This window comes from Bradyrhizobium sp. CCBAU 11357, assembly GCF_028128865.1.
GTDB lineage: Bacteria > Pseudomonadota > Alphaproteobacteria > Rhizobiales > Xanthobacteraceae > Bradyrhizobium.
The window spans coordinates 168,230-189,193 of record NZ_LBJW01000100.1 but is presented as its reverse complement, the minus strand read 5'-3'; the positions used below and the strand labels follow the sequence as shown (position 1 = coordinate 189,193).

Here is a 20,964-nt window from a genome sequence, read left to right as displayed (position 1 = left end):
GCGTCACCTGCTGCCGTCCGGCCCCATCACGAGGTCCGGCAGCCAGGTCGAGATCCCCGGCACGAAGCAGAGCAGCAGCACCGCGAGCATCATCAAGAGCACGAAGGGCAGCGTGCCCCAGATCACCTCGCGCAGGGGAATATCGGGCGCGACGTTGCGGATGACGAAAATGTTGAGGCCGACCGGCGGATGGATCAGCCCCATCTCCATCACGATGGTCATGACCACGCCGAACCAGATGATGTCGAAGTTGGCGGCGCGGAGCGGCGGCAGGATGATCGGCGCCGTCATCAGGATGATCGAGACCGGCGGCAGGAAGAAGCCGAGCACGACGACCATGACGAGGATCGCGAACAGCAGCTCCCAGCGCGGCAAATGCATCGCGACGATGGCTTCGGCCACCGATTGCGAGATGTGCAGATAGCTCATCACGTAGGAATAGAGCAGGGACATGCCGATGATCATCATCAGCATGGTCGATTCCCGGATCGTCGACTTCATGATCGGAGCGAGGTCGCTCGGCCGCCATACGCTGTAGATCGCCGCGATCAGCGCCAGCGCCAGGAGGCCGCCGAGGCCCGCGGTTTCCGACGGCGTGGCGTAGCCGCCATAGAGCGCGACCATGACACCGGTGAGCAGCAGCACGAAGGGGATCACGCGCGGCAGCACGCTGAAGCGCTCGGCGAGCGTATATTCGTCGCGGGTGAGGATTGCAGCCTCCGGCCCGCCATTCTTGTAGACCGCTTCGGCCGCCCTGTATTCCTGGCGGAAGCGGATCACGGCATAGGCGCCGAACAGCGTGACCAGCAGCAGGCCCGGTCCGATGCCGGCGAGGAACAACCGCCCCAGCGACTTTTCGGCGGCGACCGCGAACAGGATCATGGTGATCGAGGGCGGAAGCAGGATGCCGAGTGTGCCGCCGGCCGCGATGATCCCAGCTGCAAAGCCGCCGGAATAGCCGCGCTTGCGCATCTCGGGGATGCCGGCCGAGCCGATCGCCGAGCAGGTCGCGGGCGAAGATCCCGCCATTGCCGCAAACAATGCGCAGGCGAACACGTTGGCGACGCCGAGGCCGCCGGGCACGCGATGCAGCCAGGCATGCAGCGCCGAATAGAGATCCTGGCCCGCGCGCGACTTGCCGATCGCCGCGCCCTTCAGGATGAAGAGCGGGATCGACAGCAGCGTGATCGAAGCCATCTCCTCGTAGACGTTCTGCGTCACCGTATCGAGCGAGGCCGAGGGCATGTAGATGCCCATGAACACGACCGCGACCGCGCCGAGCGCGAACGCGATCGGCATGCCCGAGAACATCACCAGCAGCGTCGCAATGCCGTAGGCAAGGCCAATGCCGAAAACGCTCATGGCCGCTTGGCTCCGGTGAAGGGCAGCGCAAGCTGCACGAGGATCTGGAGGCAGAGCAGGCTCATCCCGAGTGCCATCAGCGAGTAGGGGATCGCCAGCGGCGGCGACCACATCGAGTTGGAGACCTGGCCGTCGACATAGGCCTCATGGGCCAGTGTCCAGGACTTCCAGGTGAAGAAGGCGCAGAACAGGAATGTGGCGGCATCGACCAGCCAGAGGCGAACCTGGTTCGCGAATGGCGACAGCAGGCCGACGAAGGCCTCGATGCCGATATGACCGCGATTCTGCTGCACATAGGCCGCCGTCATGAAGGTGGCGCCGACCAGGAGGAACACCGCGGCCTCGTCCTGCCAGTAATTGGCCGCCTTGAACAGCGCGCGGCTGAGCACGCTGTAGCTCAGGATGGTGCAGGCGGCGACCAGCGCAATCGCGGCGAACACGACGATGATGCTGTTGAGGACGGCGAGACCGCGATCGATCGCCGCCCCAGGGCCGGTCCCTGCGGCGACGCTCGCCTGGTCGTCACGATCCGGAAGCGGACCGTGGCTCATGCCGCGACGTCGATGGCGAGCTTGAGCAGGTTTGCGGCGGTCGCGGTCTTGGCGCTGTAATCCTTCCAGGCGGTGTCGCGCGCGATGTCGCGCCATTTGCCGACGGTCGCGGCATCCAGAACCGAGACCTTGGCGCCGGCCTTCTCATAAACCTTGGCGACCTCGACGTCGTCGTCCTGCGCGCCCTTGCGCCCGAAGGCCTCGAGCTCGGTGCCGACCGCGAGCAGGATGTCCTGATGGTTCTTCGGCAGCTTGTCGAAGATCGTCTTCGACATCATCAGCGGCTCGAGCATGAACCAGTAGGAGGCGCCTGCCCCTGATGTCAGCGACTTCGCGACCTCTTCGAGGCGGAACGAGATCAGGCTGGTCGAGGAGGTGATGCCGGCATCGCAGGCGCCGGTCTGCATCGCCGCGTAGATTTCGTTGGAAGGCACCGACAGCACCGAGGCGCCAGCGGTCTGCAGCACCATGTCCATCTCGCGCGAGCCGCCGCGCACCTTCAGACCCTTGGCGTCTTCCGGGGCAACGATCGGTTTGGAGCGGCTGGCGACGCCGCCGGCCTGCCAGACCCAGGTGAGCAGGATGATGCCCTTGTCGGCGAGGAAGTCGGTCAGCGCCTTGCCGACGGGCTCCTTCTTCCAGCGCAGGCCCTGGTCGTAGGTGGTCACCAGGCCCGGCATCAGGCCGATATTGGTTTCCGGCACCTCGCCGCCGGCATAGGGCATCGGATAGAGGCTGATATCGAGCGCGCCCTTGCGCATGGCGGAGAACTGCGCGTTGGTCTTGATCAGCGAGGAGTTCGGATAGATCTCGGCGGCAATGTCGCCATTGCTGCGCTTGGCAACTTCAGCGGCGAACATGCGGCAGAGCCGGTCGCGGAAATCGCCTTTGTCGATGGTGCCGCCCGGAAATTGATGTGAGATCTTCAGCGTGGTCGCGGCCTGCGCGGTGCCAGTGCCGAAGCGCAGAATGGCGGGTGCCGCGACGGCGGTCGCGATCAGATGTCGGCGCGTAATCATGGTGTGATCCCTTTGATCGTTTCTTTGGACTGTTCTTGTTGGTGTGATTTGGGTCGGGTCTTGTCAGACCGGCGTTCGGGCCCATCCTAGCCGGTCTTCCACCCGATATTCTCTCATCTGATAGTTCGAGACCGAACGCCGCGGCAAGTGCCGACCGTGCTGCGCTGCACACTTGCGATCCCGGTTGTGAGCGCGAAGCACGCCGTACAACGGCTAGCGGATGGCTCGCCAAAATTTATAGGCAGCGGCGTAACAACGCCGACTGGCAATCCGTCGATATTGAATAGCGGCGTCCGTCGCTGACAAACACCATCTCGAAGGAAAGATGAACCATGACCATTCGCACCCGCATCGTGCTCGGCGTCTCGGCTGCCGCTCTCTCGCTAGGCCTCGCGTTTGCGCCGGCCGCTTTTGCTCAGGACAAGATGGGCAAGGACGACGGCATGATGAAAAAGGACACGATGTCCAAGGACGGCATGATGAAGAAGGACACCATGTCCAAGGACGACGGCATGAAGAAGGACCACATGTCGAAGGACGGCATGAAGAAAGACGACGGGATGATGAAGAAGAACTGATCCAGGCCGTCATCGCGCAACGCCCTTTGGCGGGTCGCGCCCTCTCGAATTCCGGCGGCGGCCTTTGAGGCCGCCTCCGGAATGATGGTTCAGTTCAAGTTCAATTGAACGTGACCGGCGAGTCTTACTTGCGCTTCGCCTTGCGGGCGGCGTAGCGCGCATCGCGCTTGGCCTTCTGCTCGGCCTCGAGCGCAGCCAGCCTCTCGGCGGCTTCCTCGGCCTCCCGCGCGATCCGCGCAGCTTCCGCCGCCTTGGCCTCTTCCTCGAGGCGCTTCTGCTCGGCCTTTTCGGCCTCGCGCGCGGCCTTTTGCTCGGCGCGCTTGGCCGCGAGGGCCTCGCGTTCAGCGCGGCGCGCGATCACCGCCGGATCATCCGGGCCCGGCTGCGACTTGAACTTGTTCAAAAGATTTTTGCGAGCGTCCTGCGCCGCCTTTTGCCGGTCTGCAAAGCCGGGTTCCCTGAATCCACTCATCGACGAGCCTTGTCTTCCTCGCTTTCGATCCTACATCGGTGCCTGTTGGTACGTCGGCTGGGCATAGCAGGCGCCACGCGACGCAGAAGCGTGTACATCGGCGCGCGTCGCGAAGCCACCCATAATCGCAGCCGATCAGGTCAACGAAAAATCGCCCCCCCGACGATCTCTCGTAGCCCGGAAAAACTGCTGAATTGTGATGTCCCTCATAAACGGGGCGCACGGGCGACGCCTAGCGTCCGCCCGGTACGAGACGGAGCACGGGCATGACGATCTCAAGACCAAGCCTGAAAACGCTGGCGATTGCCTTCGCCGTGGCAGGCGTGGCCGGCGCCGCGCTGCTGCTCGCACGTCCGCAGCCCATCGAAAGTGCCGTGCTGGGAGCGAATTGGGAATGCACCCGGACTGCATTCGTGCTCACGAGCTGCGCACCGCGCGTTCAGGAGGCAATTCCGGCGGTCGAAACCTTGCGCAAGGATGCGATCCGGCAGACCCGGGGCTGAATTGGGCCGGGTGATCGGGATGTGACGCGACGCCGCAGAGGTGGTAAAGCCAGCGCGCCAGCGTGACCAGGCGGCCATGTCGAAACCAGAGTCCAGATCCGAACCGGGCGAGGAGCCCAATCCTCGACCGAACCGTCAGCCCAAGCGTCCGTCCGGCGGCGACCGCCGCGGCGCGCTCGCAGGATTGATCATCGCGGTCGTGATCCTCGGCGTCGGCTGGTGGCTGGCCCGGGATCTGACGGCAGCCAGCAAGATGCAGGATTGCCTGATGTCCGGGCGAAGCAATTGCAACGTGATCGAGCCGGCGCGCTAGGCGCGATCCCGCACGACCCGCAGGGCTGAAAAAAGGTCCTGATCTTAATCATTTGTAACGGGACTTAGCCGATCAAGCAGGGCAGTGATTTCGGCCGGCATCAGCCCGGCGCGCGGCGATTCGTCGATCGCGCCCGGAAATCATGGCCATGGAAAGAGCAGGGGGCTAGCACGCATGAGTGCGTCCAAACGCATCAAGATCATCATTCCCGTGGTCTCCGCCATCTCGTTGCTCGCGCTGTCGGCGCAGGCCCAGGAGGCCAGGCCACCGAAAGACGCAAGCCCACCGCCGGCCGGGCCGGCCGCAGGCGCGCCGCCACAGGCCAATCCGTCCATGCGCAAGGGCCCTCCACCCCAGCAGGCGACCCGCCCTGCGCAGCCCGGCGGTCAGCCCCATGCAGGTCACAATGCCGGCGGCCCGCCGCCCGGACGTCATGTTGCGCGCGGTCCTGCTCCGGCACGGGACTGGGGCGGACACAGCTATCGCGGCAATCTCGCCTGGGAGGGCGGACGCTGGCGCCACGAAGTCCGCCATGGCCGGTCCGGCTGGTGGTGGGACGTTGGCGGCGTCTGGTACTATTATCCGCAGCGCATGGCTGGCCCGCCGGCCTACATCTCAGAGGACTATATCGACGACGTGCCGGTAGCCTACGCCCCGCCTCCGGTGGCCTATGCGCCGCCACCTCCGCCGCCGCCACCGGCTGATCCCGGCGCAAGCGCGCTTGGCGGTGCGATCGTCGGCGGCCTGCTGGGCGGGCTGATCTCAGGCAATGCAACAGGGGCTGCCGCTGGCGCGGTCCTCGGCGGTGCGACGGGCGCAATCGCCGGTGCGACCGCCGCAGCCCAGCCCGGCTATTACTGGGCGCAGGGCGCCTGCTACTACCGTTATCCGAACGGCCAATATGTGCAGGCCGATCCCCGCGCCTGCTATTGAGTTTTCTATTGAGTTTTCCTTGCCGGATCGGACCATTGAGGCGGGCTCGGGCTCGCCTCATCTTCTTGAACGCCGGCGGTTGGTTCGAATTGGCTCTGGCGCTCGCCGCCGCTCCACGCAAATCTCAAAGAAAAATGACGGGATGATTCGCGGGGATGTGGGACATGCTGGATGCCATCCAGATCAGCCTGGCGCTCTGGGCCATGATCGTTTGCGGCGGAATTAAACTCGCGCAGGTGCTGCCTAGCCTGATCTAAGGCAGGATCAGCGGGCAGACCGACCACGTCGCGCGTCAGGACACGAGCCAGTTGAAGAACGCGATCGAGGCCCAGACCAGGCCGGCGATCCAGGCCACCATGACGACGCCGATGGTGCCGAGATAGGCGATGCCGAGCAGGTCCGCGTGATGTCGCTGCGTCGGCACGATGACTTCGGTTGCTGCTTTGCGTGTCATGACCAGACATCACCCATGAAGCCTTGGCAGCTTGTTTAGCGGAGATGTCGCGGACAGGCTGTGACGTGGTTCACAGATCGGTCCACGCGGCTGGCGGGGGACCCCGCAATCATACGGAACGAAATTGCCACGCGCTTGTCCAGATGGCCGGCTAGAGTCTGCCTCATGTACACCGAGTACGATCCGCAACATGAGGCCGAGGCCGCAATGAAGCGCGCCGCGGAGGCCGAGGGTGTCGACCGGCAACGGCTGATCCAGCTGGCCCTGGCATGGCACGAGCTCGCCCGCGATCTGCGCGATGAGCAAGCCGGCGCCTCGCATCCGGCCGGGCACAGACCGCCGGTCCGATAGCACTGACATGAGAAAAACCCCGTGCTCGGGGGACAAGCACGGGGTCCTTCAAAGCCGACCGGGGCTGGCGGGTCGGCACCACTCTGTTCGGTTATCCAACGCGCTGATCGCGCATTCGTTCCCGATCGATCCGCAGTGATGAAGGCCATCGAATTGCAGCGATCTTCCACCGCAGCAAGCCCTCGTTAACGAATGCGCCGCGCGATCGAATTGCGCTCGCGATTCGTGCTCGCGAACGAAGCGGAGTCGGACCGTGAACAAACAAAAAGCCCCCGCAGGGGCTCAGTGTTTTACGCCGCTTCCGTCTTCGGAACGGCGTCGGCATTCACCGACAGCTTGACGACGTCGCCTTCGACGGCACCGACATATTTCGTGTCGATATAGTGATGATGGTCCTTGTGACCTTCCGGGCTGTCCTTGCGCGTCAGCTTGATGCGGTTGCCCTCGAGGCGATCGACGGTGCCGACATGTGCGCCGTCCTTGCCGATGATTTTCATGTGCTCTCTGATGTCAGCCATGCTGTCCTCCTTGCATGGATTCAACTGCGAAAGCGCCTGTTCGTTGCAGCAGGCGCGTTGGACCCGCTGGGTTTTCCAGACGTTGACGCCTGATTGGACCTGTCAAGAAGCGCAATGGAGACCATTCGAGCCTATCTGGAACGCAAGCACGCGGAACTCAGGCTGTTGAACGGCAGCCTGAGAAACCCGCTCGATTTGGCGCCGCCGTGTTCCGTCGACGACGTCGTCAAATCCAAATTCCAGATCACCGCGGCGCTCAGGGCGGAGCACGAATTGCACGAGTGGAAGGCGACCGAGACGGCCTGGTCGCACACGGCCGATCCCGCCAGCGGGCCGTTCGAGTTCAGTTACGATTACCAGCGGGCCGATCTCACGGTACGCGGGCCGTCGTTCTACGCGCTCGATGGCGGCTGCACGAGCACGGCGATCTACACCGCCTCGGGAATGGCGGCGATCTCCGCGGTGCTGCTTGCCTCCGCGCGGATCGTTGCGAAGGGCGACATCCTGGTGCTGCCAGGCTCCTACGGTGAGACGCTGGAGCTGATCCGAAGCTTCATCCCGCATTTGCGCATCGAGGCCTTGAAGCTGCCGCTGGGCGATGCGTTGGCACGGGTGAGCTCGCCGCGAATCCTGCTGCTGGATTCCTGTTCCGTCGCCGGCGCCATCGAGGCGGTGCTGCGCCGTGACGGCTCGGGCCTCGATCTCCTGATTTTCGATACGACGTGCTTCGCCGGCAGGTCGGGTCGCATCAGGCGGGTCTTGAGGTGGGCCAGGTGGCACGGAATTCCGCTGGTGCTGGTGCGAAGCCACAACAAGCTCGACTCGCTCGGAGCGGAATATGGCCGGCTCGGCTCAGCCGTCTTCGTGCACGGGCACGAGCGTTCGCCGCGGGCAGGGGACATTGAATGGACACGTCTCGCGTCCGAAACGCGCAATGCGGTGCGGCTGCTCGGCGGTGCGGCATTGCCGGCCCACTTCCCGCCCTTCGCAGGCAGCGCGGCGTACTGGGCGCTGACGAAGCGGCGCGTGGCGGCGATCTTGCGTAACGGCCGAAGCTCGGCGCGATACTTTGCCGCCGAGATCCCGGCGCTCTCGGCTCAGCTTCGCTTCACCCACAGTCTCTACGTGACCCTTCGCGGACAGCGCGCGCTCGACGAGGCGGCAGCCCGGCAGGCTGCCGAGGACATGAGCTGCGAATTGCGTCGCGAGGGCTTTCCCATCCGCCACGCCGGCAGCTTCGGTTTCGACTTCGCCGCGACCGAATGGTTTCACGATGCGATGACGGATCAGTACAGTGTCCGGGTGGCGGTCCCGGATTTGCCGACCGAGGTGTGGGGCGATCTCACCGCTGCCATTACGCGGTGGTGGCGCGGTCATCAGCCGGCTGGCGGTGACGTGTCTGTCGACAGCCCGGCGGAGGGCGCGTCGATCAGTCGACCGCCAGGCAATATTCCAGTTGCGGCTTCTCGCGGTCGCGGCGCGCCCACTCCTGAAGGGTAAATGCAGGCTGACGTTGTCCCGTTGCGGCGCCAATGATCGAGGCCTGGGCCAGCTTGATGGGTCGCGTGACCACATTGGTGTTCACCACGCCTGCGTCGATTGCCAGATACGATATCGCAACGACCGCGACCGCAGATGCGATCGCCATTCTCGTCAGCTCGGATTGCTGCATTCAGAAACCTGTCGGGCCCGTCTCGCCCGGCGCTAACATAGTGCTGGTCGGCACCGTTCAAAGGCCGGCATATGGTTACCCACGCGTTCGTGATGGGCGCCGGCTTTGCAAAATCGTGAGTGGCGATCCCGGCAGGACTCGAACCTGCAACCCGCGGAGTAGAAACATTCCGGGCGAGGACAAATTATCCGCTACTCAGCAAAGCCTTAGCTGCCGTCCGCGCTGCGTTCCGGGGTTTTCTCCGGGGCCGCGCCCTCTAGCCGCTCGGTCAGGTAACGGACCTTCGTATCCGCTGGCCAAGCCTCCTGCAGCACGGCGTTCACCTCCGCAAGCAGCGCGGCCAGCTGGTCCCGCTCGGCGCGTGCCTGATCGCGCTCGAGGATCCTCAATTGAAGTTCGAGTGCGTCCATGCGCTGCACAGCGCCTTGCTGGTGCGACAACTCGGCGTCGGGGCTGCCGGAGGGCGGGGCAGGGTCATTTGGGCGCATGGACGGGCTTCCTAACGGGTTCTGGGCGATGGGCGGCCCGCGCGCTGGGAACTATAGCGGTCCTCTCTGTTAGGCGTAGTCCACAAGTGTTCTTGCCGTGGCGCAACCAGAATGCTTTGGTTCCGGCGCATTGGGAGAGTTTCTATGGTCCAGGCTCTAAGTGTCGCGCCCGCGGCCACCACAACGTTGCAAGAATTCGTCTTGGCTGGTCATTTTCGCGCACCGTTGCCGCTCGGCTTGATGGACCTTGCTAACTGGGTCTCCTCATTTCCGGACTTTCCCCTGCATCAGGAATTGCCTCCGCTTCCTACCGCGAACATGCCCACGGCTGGCGCGCCCCAAGGGCCCGCTATCGAATTCGGCATGGGAACAATGCTCCCGCGAATGTTACTGCGGTCCCAAGATGGTCGCTACACCTTGCAGCTTCAGAACGACAGGCTGGCTTTTGGCTGGGCGCGAATCGAGCCGGTAGGTTTGCCGGCGGACTACCCCGGCTTCGAAAGAATGCTCGCTCTTTGGACCGAAATGCGCTCGCGCGTCGAGGATTGGATCGAGGGCCGATTCCGGGCCAGGCCACAGTATCGCCTTGTCGAGGTCAATTATCTCAATGCGACGCCCCTGGAGGTGGAAGGAAAGCAAAAACGGATTTCCGAAGTTTTCCGATTCGTTCAGCCGGGGGGGCGCCGTGTGAATGGTTTCCTCGTGCAGTGGGGCGAGCGAGTGTACCCGGGTCCCGACGATGAGCCGATGAGGGCAGTCGTCACGGCCGCCGTCGCCCTGGGGCAGGCCCCGCCGGCGATTCGGGTTCTCAACTTCAATTTCCAAGGTATGGCGACGGTTGCAGATGGTGAGGAAAGCAATCATATTATAAGTGATGTTCATGCTAAGATTCGCGAAATCTACCAGAGCGCGATGATTTCAGATGCCGATTAACCAATTTTTAGCTGGTTCGTTGACAAGCGTCTTGCTCGCGAATCCTGCGAATTTGCCGCCTCCGGCACCTTTCGTCACACTGAGCGACAGGTTCGGGTGGCTTGACGCATCTCATTCTGCGCCGCCGCCTGCGCGTGGGGCGCAACCTTTGCGCGTCGAAGAAGGGCGCACGAGTGTGTGGGCTGACCAGCTCGCAGCTAACGCTCGCGGCCTTGCCGCATTAAAGGCTGGCTGGGACGGGCCTGGGTCGGTGGCGCTGTCACCTGAGATTCTGGCGCGCGCAATGTTTTACGTCGATACCGCTCTAAAAGACGCTGCGAGCGACGTAGTTGCGCCGCGTCTCGTTCCTGGCGGTGACGGCAGTCTTCAAATTGAATGGCATACCCGGCGCGGTGAGCTGGAGCTCGATCTCGATACTGATGGAGCGATGTCGATCTGGGTTCGAGATCATGCGACTGGTGCGGAGTTCGACGGTGACGGCGAGGAAGCGTTTGCTCTCTTTTATCGTTGGGCGCCCTGGATTGCTGCGCGCGTGCACCATGCCCCTCATGCTGCTGCTCCGGCGCAAATGGCATTCTTCGAAGCTGCAGCCTGAGTTTCGTTTCATCCGCAGTCTTCGTTCGCCGCATCATCTCGTTTTTGATGAAAACCTTGGGCGGTACGTGATTTCGTCTGCGGCATTCAAGCCGTCCTCCGGGAAGGATGGCACCTTGTCCGGCGACCTCGAGCAGATCTTGGCGTTCGATGGCTTGGAGCCGACAGCAATGTACCCGGCTGTGCGCGATCCCGTCGGCGCGGCGTCCGTGACAATCGCCGAGATCCACGCCGTCAAAGCCACGGTGGAGCACGATCCCACTTGGCGAAATTGGTATCACGGCGCGGTTCGGGGCACTAAGTCGAAAGGCGCGAACAGGCAACTGAGCAAGAGGGCCAAGGAAATCATTCCGATCAACCAGGCCCTAGCTGCGAAGTTTGATCAGGCGCTTAAGGGGACCACGGATGGCTCGCCATCGACCTCGTTGAGCGCTTAGCTGCGGGTCTTGAGTGTCGAATTCGTCAGCGGCGCATCGAAATCCGGTCGCACGTCAGCGCCGCGATGGCCGCATTTGCTGCAGGTGAGTTGCGGTTCGAGGTCCGACAGCCTGACATCGTCGCCCCAGCGGTCGACCTCGGCGGGCGGCAGGCGCACCATGTGGCCGCAGCGAAGATAGTTGCCGCAATAGACCAATAGACCGCGCGTGCCGCCGCGGCCTCCTTCCGGGTGGCGCATTTCGCCGAGCGTGATCTTTTGCTCGCGCCCTGCGCCCTGCGAAGCGTTCTTGCGAAGCCGGGTCATTCGTCCTCGGTCACCGCGGCGCCGGCGCCATGGTTGATGTTACGACGATGCTCTGTCATCGGGCCGCGAACGCGGGAGCCTCAGTCCCGCCCTACGGGTTTTCTTCGGGGTTTTGAACACCAGTGCGCTGGCCTTGGCGGTCAGAAGAAGGTCGAGACCTTCATCGCCGTCCTGCACCTCGGCCAGTCCCTTCCGCACCAGCTCGGCGGCAGCGTCGAAGTTCTCTGCGTTGACGAACCACTCGCCGTCGAGCAGCGCGGCAGTCGTCAGGACTGCGCGTGCGCCATCGCTCAGCGCGGGCCACCGGCGCGTTATTTTGCCCCTGGGGGCTGTCCTGCGAGGGGCGGGGTCGCTTGGGCGCATCGGCGAGGCTCCTAGCCGGGTTCGGGTGGGCTGCGAAGTGCCGGGGGGTCCGCCAGCGGCGCGACAAACGCGGCGGTCGCCACGCAGGCGAAATTCCAGGCCAGCACGGCAGCGTCGCGATCGTCCATTTCCGGGCCGCGCGCTTGGCAGGCCATGCACGCCACCTGGCGAAGGGCTCCGCCTCCAATCGTCCGCACGCCGGCTTGGGTGCTGTTGCAATAGAGGCAGGGCCGGGCCTCGAGTCGCACGGCGCCGCGCTCCGGGGTGTTCTCCGGGGGGTGGGCGTCGGCGACGCCGGCGCCGTCCTCGAGGAGATCCGCCAGGAGTTCGAGCAGTTCGGCCAGACGTCGGGCGCCTGCTGCGTCGAATGCGATCTCTATGCCCGCCAGCGCGGCAGCCTCGCAGCTCGAGGCCGTGCCGCGCACAAGCGCAACCGCCTTCGCCCGCTCGGCTTCACAGATGCCCAGCCGGCGCCGGTGGTGCGTTATTTCCGCCGTGCTCCTAGCGGGTTTCATGTCTGGCGCTTGAAAAAGGCCACGGGTCCGTCCTGGTCTCGCGCTATGGTCACCAGCTCCCAACCGTCCGCGCCAAGGCTGTTCAGGATCTCGATTGTCCGCGGGGCATATGCGTCCTGCTCCTCGCCGGAAAGCGCCCGTTGAAGGTTCGCCGTCAGTCGATCGCTGTAATTCACCACGAGTGGCTCCTCGAGGCGTTGCGCATGATATCTCCACATATTCTCGCTCTCCCTAGCCTGTCCCCGAAGGGGCGGACGAATCCGGCCGCGCGTCGGCGCCGCGCCGGCCGCATTTGCTGCAGGTGAATTGCGGCTCGAGGTCGGACAGGCGCATCTCGTCCGGCCATTGGTCGACCACGTCCGGCGCCAGCCGCACCATGTGGCCGCAGCGGTAGTCGGCGCAATAGATCAGAAGGGCGCGCGTCCCGCCGCGGCCGCCCTCCGGCTGGCGCATCTGGCCGAGCGTGATCTTTTGCTCCCGCGCCATCACTCGCCCTTGTCCACCAGCCGCGGCGCCGCTGGGGCGATCTCGCGCGTGCCGTGCGTTTCTTCCATCGCCTGGCGGACGTCGTCGACCGTTGCGGCCGTGTAGAAGTTCGACGTCGTTTTGATGTCGGTGTGGCCGAGCAGCTCCTGCACCACGCGCAGGTTGCGCGTTTTGCGCAGCGTTCGCATGCCGGTGGTGTGGCGCAGGTCGTGGATGCGTGCCTTGACGCCGGCCTTGGACCACGCGCGGTCCTTGTGCGAGCCGAAGCCCTCATAGGTGACGGGGTGGCGCTCGCCCTTCATGCGGCGATCGTTCGGGTTACGCCAGTTCTTCCAATTGCGCTGCGCCTTGGTCGTGAAGACGAATTCAGCATGATGGCCGCGCCGGCGCCAGAGCATTGCATAGGCTTCTTTCGTCAGCGGGATGGTGCGCCAGCCGCCGCCCTTGACCTGCACTTGGATGGTGGCGTTCTCAAAGTCGACTTGCGGCCAGGTGATCAGCATTTCGCGCCGTCGCAAGCCCGTGATGATGGCGAAGCGCCGCAGCTCGGCATAGTCGAAATTTTCGGCCGCATCGAGGGCGTGTTCCTCGGCCGCCGAGATCTCGCGCACCGGGCGCCTGGTCTCCTTCAGCCGGTGCTTTTTCCAGGTCGGCTCGTTCGGCAGATAGGCGTTCCAGTTTTCCTTGGCGCGGCGCATCACCCGGCGCAGTAGGTCGATGGTGCGATTGACGGTCGTCGCGGTGATCGGCCGGCGGATGATCTTGGCGCGGCCGCGCTCGACGATCGTCGAGTCTCGCCGCGTGTCCTTGCGTCGCTCGGCCACCAGGCGCGAGACCGTGTCGTCGATGATGTCATGCAGCTGCGTCTTGGCGCCGAGGATCTCGACGATGCGGTCGAGTGAGCTTTTTATCTTGAGGTCGGCGAGATGCTGGCCGTGCTCGTTCCACCAGCGGTCGCACGCGCGCTGCAGCGTTAGTGGGGCGCGCTGCTCGGCTCGCTCGCGCTCGAGCTGCGCGATGGCGTCGCGTCGCATTTCCTTCTCGACCTCGCGGGCCTCGAGTTCATTGTCCCGTTGCGTGGAGCCGTAAAACCGACGACGTTGGATCTGGAATTCGTATTGGTAGAATTGCGAGCGCTTGTCTCGGTAGACGGACATGGCCCTCGGTCCCCTGTCAAAAGTGCCTCGATGTCCGCGCGGGTGAAACAGCGGCGCGGCTTGTCCCGGCCCAAGCCCTTGCTGCGGTCGGGCAGGCGGCCGGCGTCAATATGGCGCTTGATGGTTTTCCGGTCCATTGGGAACAGCCGAGACAGTTGTGGAACGTCGATCGTGACGAAGTCCCGGAAATGGGACTCGAGGGCGGGGGAGAGCGGGGCGCTGCTCATGGCCGCTCGTTTTCCTCTGGCGCGTTGAGGATCAGCGCGCCAGCGTCTTCGAGGCCCTGCCGGCGACCCCGCACAAAGGCCCGGCGGTACGCGGCGACCGCGATTGCGGACGCGAGCGCTACGATGGCGACAGCGACGACAATGCATGTCATCCCGGCTCTCCCGTCACCTGCGGCGCGCGCTGGAGCCAGCGCCCATCATCGCCAACGATCTCCGCGTGGCCGCTGGCGATCAGCTGCGTGACGACCCGGTCGCTGATCCGCCGCGTACCGAACCGCCAGCCGCCGCGCGCGCGCCGCTCGAATTGGCCGAGTTCAAGCAGGCGGAGATAGTAGGACCGTGACGAGAAGTGTGCGCTCATCCGCGTCGCTCCGCAACCAGAACGGGTGTGCGCGACAGCGGCGCCTCGATGCCAACGGAAATCCGGCATTGCACCTCTCGCCATTGTGAAACCCCGCGGGCGTCAGGCAGCGGCAGCGGTAATTCCCTGTCGACGCAGACGCTGCAGTCGGGACAGCCACAAGCGAGGAGGAGGTCGGGGAAGTAGACGCACATTAGCAGGCAGCCCCGTTCTGCCGGGAATAGGCCAGCGTGCGCGCGGCGTCCGCATGTTCGAACAGCTGGCTTTTGCGCCAGCCCATCCTCATGAGGTCGGGGAGGGCGGCGCCCTCGTTGCGGGTGGTGATGGTGATGAAGTCGTCGGCGAGCTGGGCGATGGCGGCAGCGCCGGCCAAGCTGGCGCGGGCCGCGGGCAGGGCGGCGGGAGCTATCGTCTCGGCGATGCGCTCGCGCTCGATCTGGGCCGCCTCGGCGGCTGCGGCGGCGTCCTGGTGCGCCTTGCGGGCCGCGAGCAGGGCCTCGAGCGTGGCCTGCCGGTCGATGCGCCGTCCGCGCATCACCGGCTCGGTGCGCGGCATGCCTTTGATGCGGATGTCGGCGAAGCGGTTCTCGGCGCGTACCTGGAAAAAACCGTGCAGCTTTAGCTGCGCGTCAAAGTCCTTGGCTGATAGATCGGTGATGCGTGGCACGGCGGCGAGTCTCCCGTGAATGTTTCACGGGAAACATCAATAATGCAAAACGCATTATAGAGTCAATGCAAATAGCATTATCAATCCAGCAAGGCTCGTTTCGCCGAATTCACTTGGCAGGACGCCCTTGCGCTCTGGCTATGGATGAAGCCTACGTTGACCTCTTTGAAGGTGCGTTTGGAGTTTCCCTTAACGGTGTCAAATATGGTCTGGTTCGTGGTCGAGAGTTGCGTCCCGCTTTTGGCCGAGAAATTACACTCGATGACGATGTCTTTGACCTCGAAGTTGTTTTTGTTCTCGATCGTGGGGCTGACGAGGGCTACGTTGCCGAATCCGCTGATCTTCCATGTGAAGTCAGGTATGCTCATCTTGCTAGCGGGGTTGCGGCTAAGCTCGGCCTTGATGGCTGCGACTTGTTCTTGCATCTCCTGCTTGGCCTTTGCGGAGCGTTCACGCTCTCTCGCTCGCTCGTCAGCGGCCGCTTGGTCCTGACGTTGCTTCTCGGCCCATTTCGAGGCTTGGGTAATCCCGGCGGCCTTTGCCTGCGAAAACACGTCGCAGTCGGAAAATCCTGCAGCGCTGGCTGCCTCCCGACATTCCCGAATTTCCTTCTCGTAGCTGAGGACGGCATACGCAAAGAAAATGGTGCCACCGAGCACTGCGACCATCGCGATTGAGGTCTTTTCGATCGAGTTCACTTAGGCACCAAATTCTTGACAGCGGCAGCCCAGTCAATTTTCACGTCCAGAATTGGCGGTTCGGTCTGAGAGAGGAGATGAAACAGCCCGCGTGCTTTGCTGCGCTGGACTTTTTTGATCAGGATACGGCCATCGTCCAGGCCGACGACGCAAAGACGATTGATCAGGTCCGCCGTAACGGGGCGGCGGACGTCGTCGTAAAATACAAGCCATCGATCAAAGAACGATCCCAAGCTCTCGCCGCGGATCTCAACCGCAACCGTCGAGTCGGTCGTGCCGTTCGGCGCGGGCACCTCATCGAGCGGGGCATCGTTTGCAAAGAAGTGCGTTTGTGCGCCCGCACCGACATACCCGACGAGCGGCACATAGCGCAATTCATCGGCTGACTGCCGTCTCGGGCGGCGTTCTTTGGCGCCTTTTCCGGTCAGCAGCCATTCCAGCGAAACGTGAAACTTCCGTGCATACTGGTCTGCTGCGTCTCTTTTGAAGCCGCGTCGCCCGTTCTCATGTTGGACATAGGTAACCTCACTAACGCCCAGCGCGTCAGCGGCAGCCCTTGCGGTTGCAAAACCAGCTTCTTTGCGGGCCGCGGCCAGCCTATCGTGCATCTCAGCCATAAATGCATTTTGCATTGGACTAGAATGCAAAAGGCATTGACGATAGTAATGCAAAAAGCATTGTTGCGTCATGAATGGGGCCTTGATTCGTGAAGCGAGGGAGATGGTTGGCGAGAGCCAGGCCGTCTTCGGCGAACGTTTCGGGGTCGACCAAAGTACCATTCACCGTTGGGAGGCGAATGGTCCTCCGTCCCGAGGGCCGGCGCGCCGCGCATTGGAGCGGGAGATTCGTTCGATCGAGCAGTCGAGGTCCGTTCCATGACCAGGAACATGGCCTCTGGACGACACGATGATCGATGCCGGCACCGCGCCGCGACCACCAATTTTTTGGCTTGTGGACAACCAGGTCCGCGTCACCGCTCGGCCTGCTGTGGACGCGTGTGGAGAACGCGCGTCGGGGCTGCATTTCAAGGGGTTTTCGCAGGGAGAGGGGCCAATGTCAGACGTCGCCACGCGCATCGCGGACGCTGAGGATTTGCGGGTGCTCGTTATGCTCGCCGTGGTCCTGGTCATCGGGTTTGGGCTGGCTGTTGCGGCCGGCGCGCAGCCGTTTCTGCATCGCGTCGACCGCGGCTTCGGCTTCCGCTGGGTCAAGCGTCAGTGAGGGCCGCCCGCGCCATCCTTTTCGGGATCGACCGGCGGGTGATCGTCGGTGCGGTTCGCGTCGTCATCGTGGACGAGGCGCCGCTGATCATCGTATTGGGCCACCGGGCCTTTCTGCCGATGCCGGTGCCGCCGAACTGGGACGCTGAGTCCGTTCTTGCTTACGGGGAGGCGATTCCCTTCCGCGCCGACGAGGGCCTGCTCGAATGATGCAGGCGCCGGTCAACCTCGTCGGTGTGCGCGCGGTCGCGTTCGAGGCCGACCTCGTCGACCTTTCCTGGACGCCGTGGCGACGCATCTGGCTGTCCTCGCGCAAGCCGGTGTGGACGCTGGTCGACGCCGACGACTTCGACTGGCTGATGCAGTGGCAGTGGAACGTCTGGCACGGCGGCCAGGGCAAGGAATGGCAGCTTTATGCGAAGCGGAACACGGGCGAGCGGCGCGACACGGTGCGGATGCATCGCGAGCTGCAGATCCGCAACGATCCGCGTGATGCCGACTTCGTTGCATCCCATGTCGTGGACCACGTCAACGGCCAGCCGCTCGATAATCGACGCAGCAACCGGCGCTGGCTGACGCAGCGGGAGAACATCATCAACCGCCGCACCCGCGGCGAGGCGCCGAGCCTCGACAGCATCCTGGCCGGGCTGCTCGCCAGCCTGCCGGCGCGTGAACAGCTCGAGGAGATCCCGTTTTGACCGAGCTGGTCCGATACGAGGCGGCGCGCCGCGCCCTGGCCGAGGCAGTCGCGGTCGATGAGGTCCTGCAGATCCGGGACGAATGGGAGGCCATTCGCCTTGCCGGGCAGGTGGCCCGGAACGTGGAGCTGCAGATCCACGCCGCCAAGATCCGCTTCCGAGCTGAACGGCGGCTTGGGGAGCTGGTCCGCGAGCAGAAAAAATCCGTTGGGCTCGCCAAGGGCGGCCAGCCCTACCAGTCCGAGCGGGAACAGGTAGACCGCCCGGCCACGTTGGCCGAGGCGGGGATCGATCGCAAGCTCTCCGCGCGCGCCCAGCGCATCGCCGACATGGCGCCGGCCGATTTCGAGCGGGCAATCGAGCACCACGAGGCCGTGATGCGCTCCCTCAAAGGGCGCGTTTCGATGGACATCACGCGCATCGTGACGGATGAGCAGGGCGCCGAGCACCGCCGTAACCTGGCGCGCACTCTTTCGGATGCCTCGGCGCAGCTCGCGCCGTCGGGCCGGAAATATCCGGTCATCTACGCCGACCCGGCCTGGCGCCGATACCAGGGCGTGACCGACCGCTCTTACGAAAACCACTACCCTACCATGACGTGGGACGAGATCTGCGCGCTGCCGGTCGCCGAGATGATGCTGCCCGACGCCTGGCTGTTTCTCTGGATTCCGCGCGCGCACGCCTTCGCGCTGCATGAGATCGAGACCGAGGTCGAGGTCGTCGGCACCGGCGAGATCGTCCGCGCCAGGGTGCCGATGCCGCTGGGCTATGCCGTGGCGAAGTCCTGGGGTTTTGACAGCTATTCGACGCTGGCCGTCTGGACCAAGACCGACCCCGATCATCCGGGCGTCGCCGGCACTGGAAAGATCTTTCGCGACCAGGACGAGCTGCTCTTGCTGTTCAAGCGGGGGCAGGGGCTGCCGATGCCGGAGAAAAAGTTCGGCTCCAATCATCGCGAGCGGCCGCGCGAGCACTCGCGCAAGCCGGATTTCTACCGCGAGATGATCGCCTCGATGGCCGGCGGCCTGCCGGTCCTCGAGCTGTTCGCCCGCGTCGACGCCGAGCACCCGCTGCCGGAAGGCTGGGGCGCGTGGGGCAATCAAGCCGCCGTCGCGCCGGAAGGCGCGATCGGCAACCCGTCCGGCGCGAGCGATAGCTCGTCGCCGGTGGGCGATGATCTCCCGGAGCCCTCCGGTGAGCACGTCGCGCCGCCGCATGGCGGCGTCGACAAGGCGGCCGCAGCGGAAGCAACTGACGGGGCCAGCGCCGCTGCGGCCGTCGCGGACGATCGCGCGCCTTATGACGACAACGACGTCGTCACCATCGACCAGCTCGCCGGCTCTGAATGGTTGGCGCCGTCCGATCTCGACGCGCTTGAATTGCCAGAACGCGAGCAGCTCAAGATACTGTCTGACTTCTGCCATCCCAAGCGCGCGCTCTGCGACGTGCTCGGTCCGCACTGGCTGGCGCGCGAGATGGCCTATCAGGCCTCAGGTCAATGGGCGCTGCGCGGCAAGGGCTGGGACCGCCTGCGCGAGCTCGAGGCGGCCGAGGCTGCGCTACCGGCGCCGAAGGCTGATCTGACTGAGCCGTATCGCGCGCCGCAAATGTCGCTTTTCGACGTCGCGCGCCAGATCGACGATGCACCGCCGCCGGAGGTGGTCGACGTCGCGCGCCAAACGCGGCTGCCGGTTGATGACGACGAGCTGGCCGAGCAACTGGCGCTGCTCGCGGTTGAGGCCGGCGGCGCGATCGAGCCGCAGATGCTGCGCCATCTCGTCGGCAAGGGCTTTGCCCATTGCGGGCTGACCAAGATCTCCGTCAGCGACGACGGTCGCGCCTTCCTGGCGCAACTGGTCGGTCCGCCGTCAGTTCAACAGCATCAGGGGGCAGAGGCGTGAAGCAAAGCAAGATCATGTCGCTCGTCGAGAGCGTCATCAATATCGCGATCGGGTTCGGCATCAGCCTTGCGGCGCAGATGTATTTTCTGCCGCTGCTCGGCGTCATCATCTCGTTTCAGCAGAATCTGCTGTTCGCCCTGATCATGACCGTGATCTCGATCGCGCGATCTTATCTGCTGCGACGGCTCTTTGAAGCTATGCATATTCGTCGGCCGTTGTCGCCGTTCATGCAGGCAGTCATTGCCGAGCGATTCCGCCAGATTGAGCAGGAGGGTTGGTCGACAACGCATGACGATGCGCATCCGGTTGGCGAGCTGGCTGCCGCGGGTTCTAGCTACGCGATCATGCCGACGTGGCGCCGCCGTGCGGACGAGAGCTTCGGGCCGAAGCCACCCATAGCTTGGCCATGGTCGCTCGACTGGTGGAAGCCGCAGGACAACCGGCGCGACCTGGTGCGCGCTGCCGCGCTGGTAGTCGCCGAAGGCGAAAAACTTGATCGCAATCGGGGGCGCAAATGATCCGCGGCGAGATCCTGATCGGCGGCGGCTTCGTCGTTTTTTTTGCCGGCTTCATAGCAGGTTACACCATTGCCTGGTGGCAGCGCAGCGGGCTGGCCGAGCGTACGGCGATCGACGTCTCCGGCCCTGAGACGACCTTCGTGCTCGGCGACCTCGAGGCTCGCGTGCGGAGGTCGCAATCGTGAATCACCGCTGGAGCGAAAAGGTGCGCAGCGACGATGGCCATAGCTCGCGCAAGGTGTGCGAGCGCAATGGCTGCGACATCGTCTGCGTCTCGCGCCATGAAAGCGATGAGCGCGGGTTTCCGCAGCATTGGAAAGAGTGGTTTCGTGGCACCGAGCTGATCCGGCGCGGCGGCAACACGCCCGCGTGCGAGGCCTGCGTCGATGCCTGACACCAGCCTCATTGTTTCGACGATCGCGGCTGGCGGGCATGCGGGCCTCAAGTTAGCCGACGTCATCACCGCGCTGACCCGTAAAGTCGCCGACCGCGAAGTTGATGGCCTCGACAAGTACCAGGTCGTGAGCTTCGGCCGCACGGTCAACGGCGCGCGCTTTCCAGATCGATGGTGGCCGCGTCTGGCCAAGGCTATCGAAACGGGCGCTTTCGATTACATGACTGCGCAAGCGATCGTCGATGTGATGATCGACGACGATAGGCCGTAGGCAGC

36 protein-coding genes are annotated in these 20,964 nt (G+C 64.2%); 18 read left to right on the top strand and 18 right to left on the bottom strand.

Annotation, left to right across the window (positions count from 1 at the left end):
- Nucleotides 1-3: 3 nt before the first annotated feature.
- The 3 genes from XI05_RS18825 to XI05_RS18815 are packed head-to-tail and all read right to left on the bottom strand — an operon-like array spanning nt 4 to nt 2,932.
- A complete protein-coding gene (locus tag XI05_RS18825; RefSeq protein ID WP_172789122.1) occupies nt 4-1,362 on the bottom strand; it encodes a TRAP transporter large permease in 1,359 nt (452 codons plus the stop codon).
- On the bottom strand, nt 1,359-1,913 hold the full coding sequence (locus XI05_RS18820) for a TRAP transporter small permease (RefSeq protein WP_271504365.1): 555 nt from the start codon (nt 1,911-1,913) through the stop codon (nt 1,359-1,361). The genes XI05_RS18825 and XI05_RS18820 overlap by 4 nt, the downstream gene beginning before the upstream one ends.
- On the bottom strand, nt 1,910-2,932 hold the full coding sequence (locus XI05_RS18815) for a TRAP transporter substrate-binding protein (RefSeq protein ID WP_271504363.1): 1,023 nt from the start codon (nt 2,930-2,932) through the stop codon (nt 1,910-1,912). Before XI05_RS18815 ends, XI05_RS18820 begins: the two co-directional genes overlap by 4 nt.
- Before the next feature lie 332 nt (nt 2,933-3,264).
- Here XI05_RS18815 and XI05_RS18810 point away from each other — a divergent pair, with 332 nt between their 5' ends.
- The gene (locus XI05_RS18810) at nt 3,265-3,510 is read left to right on the top strand and encodes a pentapeptide MXKDX repeat protein (RefSeq protein WP_036027965.1); all 246 of its coding nucleotides are present in this window, start codon (nt 3,265-3,267) and stop codon (nt 3,508-3,510) included.
- A gap of 124 nt (nt 3,511-3,634) precedes the next feature.
- On the opposite strand, the gene XI05_RS18805 is transcribed toward XI05_RS18810, so the two are convergent.
- Entirely contained in the window at nt 3,635-3,982 is a 348-nt protein-coding gene (locus XI05_RS18805) for a DUF6481 family protein (protein ID WP_271504361.1), read from the bottom strand.
- A 266-nt stretch (nt 3,983-4,248) separates the two neighbouring features.
- On the opposite strand from XI05_RS18805, the gene XI05_RS18800 reads away from it, so the two are divergent.
- The 3 genes from XI05_RS18800 (at nt 4,249) to XI05_RS18790 (ending at nt 5,731) form a co-directional block, all read left to right on the top strand.
- Nucleotides 4,249-4,485 (top strand): hypothetical protein, encoded by a 237-nt coding sequence (locus tag XI05_RS18800; RefSeq protein WP_271504359.1) that lies wholly within the window; start codon nt 4,249-4,251, stop codon nt 4,483-4,485.
- Nucleotides 4,486-4,561: 76 nt separating this feature from the next.
- On the top strand, nt 4,562-4,798 hold the full coding sequence (locus XI05_RS18795; protein WP_271504357.1) for a hypothetical protein: 237 nt from the start codon (nt 4,562-4,564) through the stop codon (nt 4,796-4,798).
- A gap of 174 nt (nt 4,799-4,972) precedes the next feature.
- On the top strand, nt 4,973-5,731 hold the full coding sequence (locus XI05_RS18790; protein ID WP_271504356.1) for a hypothetical protein: 759 nt from the start codon (nt 4,973-4,975) through the stop codon (nt 5,729-5,731).
- Nucleotides 5,732-6,023: 292 nt separating this feature from the next.
- On the opposite strand, the gene XI05_RS18785 is transcribed toward XI05_RS18790, so the two are convergent.
- Complete coding sequence (locus tag XI05_RS18785; RefSeq protein WP_271504354.1) at nt 6,024-6,185, bottom strand: hypothetical protein; 162 nt, start codon at nt 6,183-6,185, stop codon at nt 6,024-6,026.
- 165 nt (nt 6,186-6,350) lie between these two features.
- Here XI05_RS18785 and XI05_RS18780 point away from each other — a divergent pair, with 165 nt between their 5' ends.
- On the top strand, nt 6,351-6,536 hold the full coding sequence (locus XI05_RS18780; protein WP_271504352.1) for a hypothetical protein: 186 nt from the start codon (nt 6,351-6,353) through the stop codon (nt 6,534-6,536).
- Nucleotides 6,537-6,826: 290 nt separating this feature from the next.
- Here XI05_RS18780 and XI05_RS18775 read toward each other — a convergent pair whose 3' ends face one another.
- Entirely contained in the window at nt 6,827-7,054 is a 228-nt protein-coding gene (locus XI05_RS18775; protein WP_025036201.1) for a DUF2171 domain-containing protein, read from the bottom strand.
- A gap of 114 nt (nt 7,055-7,168) precedes the next feature.
- On the opposite strand from XI05_RS18775, the gene XI05_RS18770 reads away from it, so the two are divergent.
- Nucleotides 7,169-8,554 (top strand): hypothetical protein, encoded by a 1,386-nt coding sequence (locus XI05_RS18770; protein ID WP_271504351.1) that lies wholly within the window; start codon nt 7,169-7,171, stop codon nt 8,552-8,554.
- Here the strand turns inward: XI05_RS18770 and XI05_RS18765 are convergent.
- Together XI05_RS18765 and XI05_RS18760 are read right to left on the bottom strand one after the other, a co-directional pair.
- Complete coding sequence (locus XI05_RS18765) at nt 8,484-8,726, bottom strand: hypothetical protein (protein WP_172789113.1); 243 nt, start codon at nt 8,724-8,726, stop codon at nt 8,484-8,486. The two genes, XI05_RS18770 and XI05_RS18765, sit on opposite strands and share 71 nt — an antisense overlap.
- Nucleotides 8,727-8,932: 206 nt before the next feature.
- Nucleotides 8,933-9,214, bottom strand: a complete 282-nt coding sequence (locus tag XI05_RS18760; protein WP_271504349.1) for a hypothetical protein — start codon at nt 9,212-9,214, stop codon at nt 8,933-8,935.
- A gap of 144 nt (nt 9,215-9,358) precedes the next feature.
- Here XI05_RS18760 and XI05_RS18755 point away from each other — a divergent pair, with 144 nt between their 5' ends.
- The 3 genes from XI05_RS18755 (at nt 9,359) to XI05_RS18745 (ending at nt 11,178) form a co-directional block, all read left to right on the top strand.
- Nucleotides 9,359-10,147, top strand: coding sequence for a hypothetical protein (locus XI05_RS18755; protein WP_271504347.1), 789 nt, complete (start codon nt 9,359-9,361; stop codon nt 10,145-10,147).
- A gap of 283 nt (nt 10,148-10,430) precedes the next feature.
- Nucleotides 10,431-10,742, top strand: coding sequence for a hypothetical protein (locus XI05_RS18750; protein ID WP_271504344.1), 312 nt, complete (start codon nt 10,431-10,433; stop codon nt 10,740-10,742).
- Entirely contained in the window at nt 10,696-11,178 is a 483-nt protein-coding gene (locus tag XI05_RS18745; protein WP_271504339.1) for a hypothetical protein, read from the top strand. Before XI05_RS18750 ends, XI05_RS18745 begins: the two co-directional genes overlap by 47 nt.
- On the opposite strand, the gene XI05_RS18740 is transcribed toward XI05_RS18745, so the two are convergent.
- The 10 genes from XI05_RS18740 to XI05_RS18695 all read right to left on the bottom strand — a co-directional run bounded on the left by XI05_RS18740 (nt 11,175) and on the right by XI05_RS18695 (nt 16,646).
- The gene (locus XI05_RS18740) at nt 11,175-11,483 is read right to left on the bottom strand and encodes a hypothetical protein (RefSeq protein WP_271504337.1); all 309 of its coding nucleotides are present in this window, start codon (nt 11,481-11,483) and stop codon (nt 11,175-11,177) included. The genes XI05_RS18745 and XI05_RS18740 overlap by 4 nt on opposite strands.
- 39 nt (nt 11,484-11,522) lie before the next feature.
- A complete protein-coding gene (locus tag XI05_RS18735) occupies nt 11,523-11,846 on the bottom strand; it encodes a hypothetical protein (protein ID WP_271504334.1) in 324 nt (107 codons plus the stop codon).
- A gap of 11 nt (nt 11,847-11,857) precedes the next feature.
- Nucleotides 11,858-12,361 carry a hypothetical protein gene (locus XI05_RS18730; RefSeq protein ID WP_271504331.1) on the bottom strand — a complete coding sequence of 168 codons (504 nt, stop codon included), beginning with the start codon at nt 12,359-12,361 and terminating at the stop codon, nt 11,858-11,860.
- Entirely contained in the window at nt 12,358-12,540 is a 183-nt protein-coding gene (locus XI05_RS18725; protein WP_271504328.1) for a DUF4177 domain-containing protein, read from the bottom strand. The genes XI05_RS18730 and XI05_RS18725 overlap by 4 nt, the downstream gene beginning before the upstream one ends.
- A 52-nt stretch (nt 12,541-12,592) precedes the next feature.
- Nucleotides 12,593-12,847, bottom strand: a complete 255-nt coding sequence (locus XI05_RS18720) for a hypothetical protein (protein WP_271504325.1) — start codon at nt 12,845-12,847, stop codon at nt 12,593-12,595.
- On the bottom strand, nt 12,847-14,004 hold the full coding sequence (locus tag XI05_RS18715) for a tyrosine-type recombinase/integrase (protein WP_271504322.1): 1,158 nt from the start codon (nt 14,002-14,004) through the stop codon (nt 12,847-12,849). The genes XI05_RS18720 and XI05_RS18715 overlap by 1 nt, the downstream gene beginning before the upstream one ends.
- Before the next feature lie 375 nt (nt 14,005-14,379).
- A complete protein-coding gene (locus tag XI05_RS18710) occupies nt 14,380-14,592 on the bottom strand; it encodes a hypothetical protein (protein WP_271504319.1) in 213 nt (70 codons plus the stop codon).
- Nucleotides 14,593-14,785: 193 nt separating this feature from the next.
- Nucleotides 14,786-15,259: a phospholipase gene (locus tag XI05_RS18705; RefSeq protein ID WP_271504316.1), complete on the bottom strand. Its 474-nt coding sequence runs from the start codon at nt 15,257-15,259 to the stop codon at nt 14,786-14,788.
- An 80-nt stretch (nt 15,260-15,339) separates the two neighbouring features.
- The gene (locus tag XI05_RS18700; protein WP_271504314.1) at nt 15,340-15,957 is read right to left on the bottom strand and encodes a hypothetical protein; all 618 of its coding nucleotides are present in this window, start codon (nt 15,955-15,957) and stop codon (nt 15,340-15,342) included.
- Nucleotides 15,954-16,646 (bottom strand): LexA family transcriptional regulator, encoded by a 693-nt coding sequence (locus XI05_RS18695; protein WP_271504311.1) that lies wholly within the window; start codon nt 16,644-16,646, stop codon nt 15,954-15,956. The genes XI05_RS18700 and XI05_RS18695 overlap by 4 nt, the downstream gene beginning before the upstream one ends.
- Here XI05_RS18695 and XI05_RS39815 point away from each other — a divergent pair.
- Genes XI05_RS39815 through XI05_RS18655 form a run of 9 tightly spaced genes read left to right on the top strand, consistent with a single transcriptional unit; the run spans nt 16,645 to nt 20,959 of the window.
- A complete protein-coding gene (locus XI05_RS39815; RefSeq protein WP_433996080.1) occupies nt 16,645-16,836 on the top strand; it encodes a helix-turn-helix domain-containing protein in 192 nt (63 codons plus the stop codon). The genes XI05_RS18695 and XI05_RS39815 overlap by 2 nt on opposite strands.
- Before the next feature lie 27 nt (nt 16,837-16,863).
- On the top strand, nt 16,864-17,178 hold the full coding sequence (locus XI05_RS18690; protein ID WP_271504309.1) for a hypothetical protein: 315 nt from the start codon (nt 16,864-16,866) through the stop codon (nt 17,176-17,178).
- Nucleotides 17,175-17,387 (top strand): hypothetical protein, encoded by a 213-nt coding sequence (locus XI05_RS18685; RefSeq protein WP_271504306.1) that lies wholly within the window; start codon nt 17,175-17,177, stop codon nt 17,385-17,387. Before XI05_RS18690 ends, XI05_RS18685 begins: the two co-directional genes overlap by 4 nt.
- Nucleotides 17,384-17,875, top strand: coding sequence for an HNH endonuclease (locus XI05_RS18680; RefSeq protein WP_271504303.1), 492 nt, complete (start codon nt 17,384-17,386; stop codon nt 17,873-17,875). Before XI05_RS18685 ends, XI05_RS18680 begins: the two co-directional genes overlap by 4 nt.
- A complete protein-coding gene (locus XI05_RS18675) occupies nt 17,872-19,776 on the top strand; it encodes an MT-A70 family methyltransferase (RefSeq protein ID WP_271504298.1) in 1,905 nt (634 codons plus the stop codon). Before XI05_RS18680 ends, XI05_RS18675 begins: the two co-directional genes overlap by 4 nt.
- Nucleotides 19,773-20,294, top strand: coding sequence for a DUF7220 family protein (locus XI05_RS18670; protein WP_271504295.1), 522 nt, complete (start codon nt 19,773-19,775; stop codon nt 20,292-20,294). Before XI05_RS18675 ends, XI05_RS18670 begins: the two co-directional genes overlap by 4 nt.
- The gene (locus tag XI05_RS18665) at nt 20,291-20,479 is read left to right on the top strand and encodes a hypothetical protein (RefSeq protein ID WP_271504292.1); all 189 of its coding nucleotides are present in this window, start codon (nt 20,291-20,293) and stop codon (nt 20,477-20,479) included. The genes XI05_RS18670 and XI05_RS18665 overlap by 4 nt, the downstream gene beginning before the upstream one ends.
- Entirely contained in the window at nt 20,476-20,688 is a 213-nt protein-coding gene (locus XI05_RS18660; RefSeq protein WP_271504289.1) for a cytochrome C, read from the top strand. Before XI05_RS18665 ends, XI05_RS18660 begins: the two co-directional genes overlap by 4 nt.
- Complete coding sequence (locus XI05_RS18655) at nt 20,681-20,959, top strand: ABC transporter substrate-binding protein (RefSeq protein WP_271504287.1); 279 nt, start codon at nt 20,681-20,683, stop codon at nt 20,957-20,959. Before XI05_RS18660 ends, XI05_RS18655 begins: the two co-directional genes overlap by 8 nt.
- Nucleotides 20,960-20,964: the final 5 nt, after the last annotated feature.